General features: G+C 69.0%; 3 protein-coding genes. 2 read left to right on the forward strand and 1 reads right to left on the reverse strand.

Annotated elements, in window-relative coordinates:
* Window positions 1-116 precede the first annotated feature (116 nt).
* Window positions 117-1,001, forward strand: a complete 885-nt coding sequence (locus BN2279_RS07645) for a tetratricopeptide repeat protein (protein WP_059007764.1) — start codon at window positions 117-119, stop codon at window positions 999-1,001.
* 563 nt (window positions 1,002-1,564) lie between these two features.
* Entirely contained in the window at window positions 1,565-2,734 is a 1,170-nt protein-coding gene (locus tag BN2279_RS07650; protein ID WP_059007766.1) for a pentapeptide repeat-containing protein, read from the forward strand.
* 227 nt (window positions 2,735-2,961) lie between these two features.
* Here the strand turns inward: BN2279_RS07650 and BN2279_RS07655 are convergent, their stop codons facing one another.
* Window positions 2,962-3,360 carry a hypothetical protein gene (locus BN2279_RS07655; RefSeq protein ID WP_234347578.1) on the reverse strand — a complete coding sequence of 133 codons (399 nt, stop codon included), beginning with the start codon at window positions 3,358-3,360 and terminating at the stop codon, window positions 2,962-2,964.
* Between the last annotated feature and the right edge of the window lie 150 nt (window positions 3,361-3,510).

Below are 3,510 nucleotides of genomic sequence, written 5' to 3' on the forward strand. Positions count from 1 at the left end.
GATGTTGAGAGGGCTGCTTGTCTTTTTTGTCAGGCGAAGGGCGGCATAGGAGTTTGCTGCCGGTCGCGGGGGCTGGGAGGTGGGTGTAGGAGACGGGAGCTGCTGGCTGCCGGCCGGTGGCCTTCAGCGACCGCGATCACGCCCGCCGGTGGTTCACCGCCGAGCACGCCAACCTCATGGCCATCATCCGGCACGCCCCGGCCGCCGGGCAGCATACGGCCGGCTGGCAACTCCCCCAGGCGTTCGACTGCTACCTCGCCAACTACCGCCACATCACCGATCTGATCACCGTCCACCGCTTGGGTGTCGCCGCGGCGGAGCACCTCGACGACGCCCTCGGCCAGTGCTGGGCCTACGGACATCTGGGCGAGGCTCTTATGAGGGCCGGCGAGTACGACCAAGCAATCGCCGCCCAACAGCGTGCCCTGGAGCTTGCACAGACCATCGGCCACACGTTCGGCGAAGCCGCCTCACTAAACGACCTCGGCATGATCTACAACGAGCTCGGACGTCACCAGGAGGCGGCCGACTACCTGCGCCGGGCTATGTGGGCATTACGCGGCTTGGGCCTCCCACGCAATGAAGCCGTCACCCTGGTCCATCTGGGCGATGCCCTACGAGGCACAGGAGAACTCGACCAGGCCCTCAGCCACCTCCACCAAGCCCTGGCCATCTCCAATGATGCGGGAGATACGGGAGCGTATGCCAATACGCTGATATCCATCGGCAAGACCCACCACCAGCGGGCACACAGCGATGACGCGGTGAGATGTCTGGAGCAGGCCGCCGCACTGTTAAAAGACCTGCACCTGGACTACCCCTACGCACAGACCCTCACCGAGCTCGGAGCAGTCCTACGCGACACCGGCCGCCCGCACGAGGCCCACCGCGTGTGGCAGGAAGCCCTCGCCATCCAGACCGAGCACGACCCCCAACAAGCCACCCGCATCCGCACCCAGATCAACGCACTCAACCTGCCCAGCACCCCCACCAACGGGTAACCAGAGCCACGCCCCTGCGCCACCACCATCCGGGAGACCACGAGCCGGCAGCCCCTGACACCGACCGGACACCGGGGAGCGGAGCGAGATCCGGAAACGGTAACGGCCCGGCTAGGGGTATGGCGCAGCAACACGAGGCCGAGGCGAGACCGGCTCAGCGCCGAGCAGCAGACCGCCCTCGACAAGATCGGGCTGCAGGAGGGCCTCGGATCCGTCGGCATTTGTGGAACCGGCCGCCCAAGCGGCCGGCTGACCATGCCCGGCGAGGGGTCCAAAGGCTTGCCCATTCCGGGGCGGTCTCCTGCCACTCGCCGACGACCCGCCAGTCGGCCGCAGCCAGGGGCCGGATACCGCAGCGACCGGGTCGAAGACTTCGCTTGTTCGAACCAGCCTCAAGCAAATCCGATCAGCAGCGCTTGAATCTAGGCACTGCCGATCGGTTCCAGTTCGAACACCGGGGACGCCTGGGAGTCCCCCGGGTCGGGCTGCCGCTGAAAGGCTGCCCGCACAACGCCTTGGGAAAGTTCCTGCGAGCCAACCGCCGGGGCCGGTGGAATACAGTCATGACCCGGTTACCGCGCCTGCCCCGTCCCGCCCGCCGTGCCCGCTCCGCGGCCACCGCCCGCGCCCGCCGCCAGGCCGCAGCCGCAGCCAGGCGGCCGGACCGGCTGCGACGGCTCGAAGTCCTCGGCGCCCTGATCGCCTCCGTTGTCGCGGCCGTCGTCGCGGCCGGGTCCCTGGTCTACACCCAGCAGTCCAACGAGCAGGTCCGCGAAGAACTCGCCATCAACCGCGACCAGCTCGACCTCAGCCGCGACGAACTGGCCGCCACCCGGGAAGGGCAGATCACCGACCGGTACACCGCCGCCGTGACCAACCTCGGCGACGACACCATCGACGTACGCCTCGGCGGCATCTACGCCCTCCAGCGCATCATGACCGACTCCCCCCGCGACCAGCGCACCATCGCCAACGTCCTGAACACCTACATCCGCACCCACGCCGAACGGCGCACGGACAACGAACCCGAACCCGAGACCGACCGCTTGGTCGACGAGTCCGGCGGCTTCACCGAGATCGAACGCGATCCCAGCACCGAGGCGCCCGACGTGTACGCCGCCACTACCGCGCTCGCCCAGCGGAACCCCGCCCACGACAACGGCTTCCTCCCCGACCTCAACATGATCCGCCTCCCCTACGCCGACCTGTCCGCAGCAGCGTTCCCCGGCGCCATGCTGGACTACGCCGTCCTGACCGGAGCCGACCTGACCCGCGCCGACCTGACCGGAGCCTCGCTGAGCGATGCCATACTCGACCAAGCGAAGCTGACCGGCACCGACCTGTCCGGGGCCCTCCTGTTCAACGCCGACCTGCGCGATGCGGACCTCATCGACATCACCTTCTCCGGCGCCACCCTCATCGGCGCCGACCTGAGTGATGCGTCCATCGACAACGCCGACCTGTCCGGCGCCGACCTGCGCGGGGCCGACCTGTCCGACACCGACCTCACCACCACGGACCTGACCGGAGCCAATCTGAGCTACGCGGACCTCACCGGGACCACCGTGACCGCCGAACAACTCCTCGACAGCTATCTCACCTCCGCGACCGTCCTCCCGTCCGCCATCGCCACCGACCCACGCATCCAGGACCTCATGGCCGAAGGCGACCAGCACGAACAACACGGAACCAGCGACTTCACCGGGGCCGACCCCACCAGCCTCCACCCCTGACAACAGCCCGGCAGTCTCGTCAGCACAGGCAACCGCGCGGACCGGAGACAGGTCGGCGGCTGCGGCCAAGGCCCAGTTGCTCACCGCCGTCCTCACCCCCCGGAACACGGCTTCCCCCGGCCTGGCCGACGACCCCGACATCCAGGACCACATCGCGGAACAGGACCAGCGAAGCCCACGAGCGACGCCACCCCCAGCCCGGATACCAGCAGTGAGGGCCGGCAGAGCTATCCGGCCAGCCTCCCCGGGCCGCGGTGCGGTCCGGGCTCCTGCGGGCGGTGTGACTGTTGGTCGTCCTGGCGCACCGGGTCGGTGTGGCGGTCCGCGCGGGCGCGGGAGTCTTCGGCTGCTTTGGTGAACGCGTCCTGGAGGCGGCGCAGCAGGTCGGCCGTGAGATCGAGGGCTTCCATGTCCGTGCGGGATTCCCGCAGGGCCCGCAGGGCCGTCATGTCGATCGCTTCCTGGTGTCCGGTCTCCGGCTCCTGGTCGTCGTGCTCGGGGGCGGCGGCCGGGGGCGCGAGGAGCTGCTCGGGCATCGCCGCCTGCTGGTGGGCGACGGCGTCGTACACCCGGCCGCCCCGTGCGGCGGCGACGGTGGTGGTTGTGCGCAGTTTCTCGCGCAGCACCGATCCGGCGAGGACGGCCCGTTCGTACTGGAGCGGGATGCGGGGTATCTCCCACTCCCCCTATCCACATCTGACGCTGCCGACGAAGAGGTCTACGCGTCTCTTGGGAGGCCCCGGAGTCCGAGAGACCTCCGGCATAACGCGCATAGC

This window comes from Streptomyces specialis, assembly GCF_001493375.1.
Lineage (GTDB): Bacteria > Actinomycetota > Actinomycetes > Streptomycetales > Streptomycetaceae > Streptomyces > Streptomyces specialis.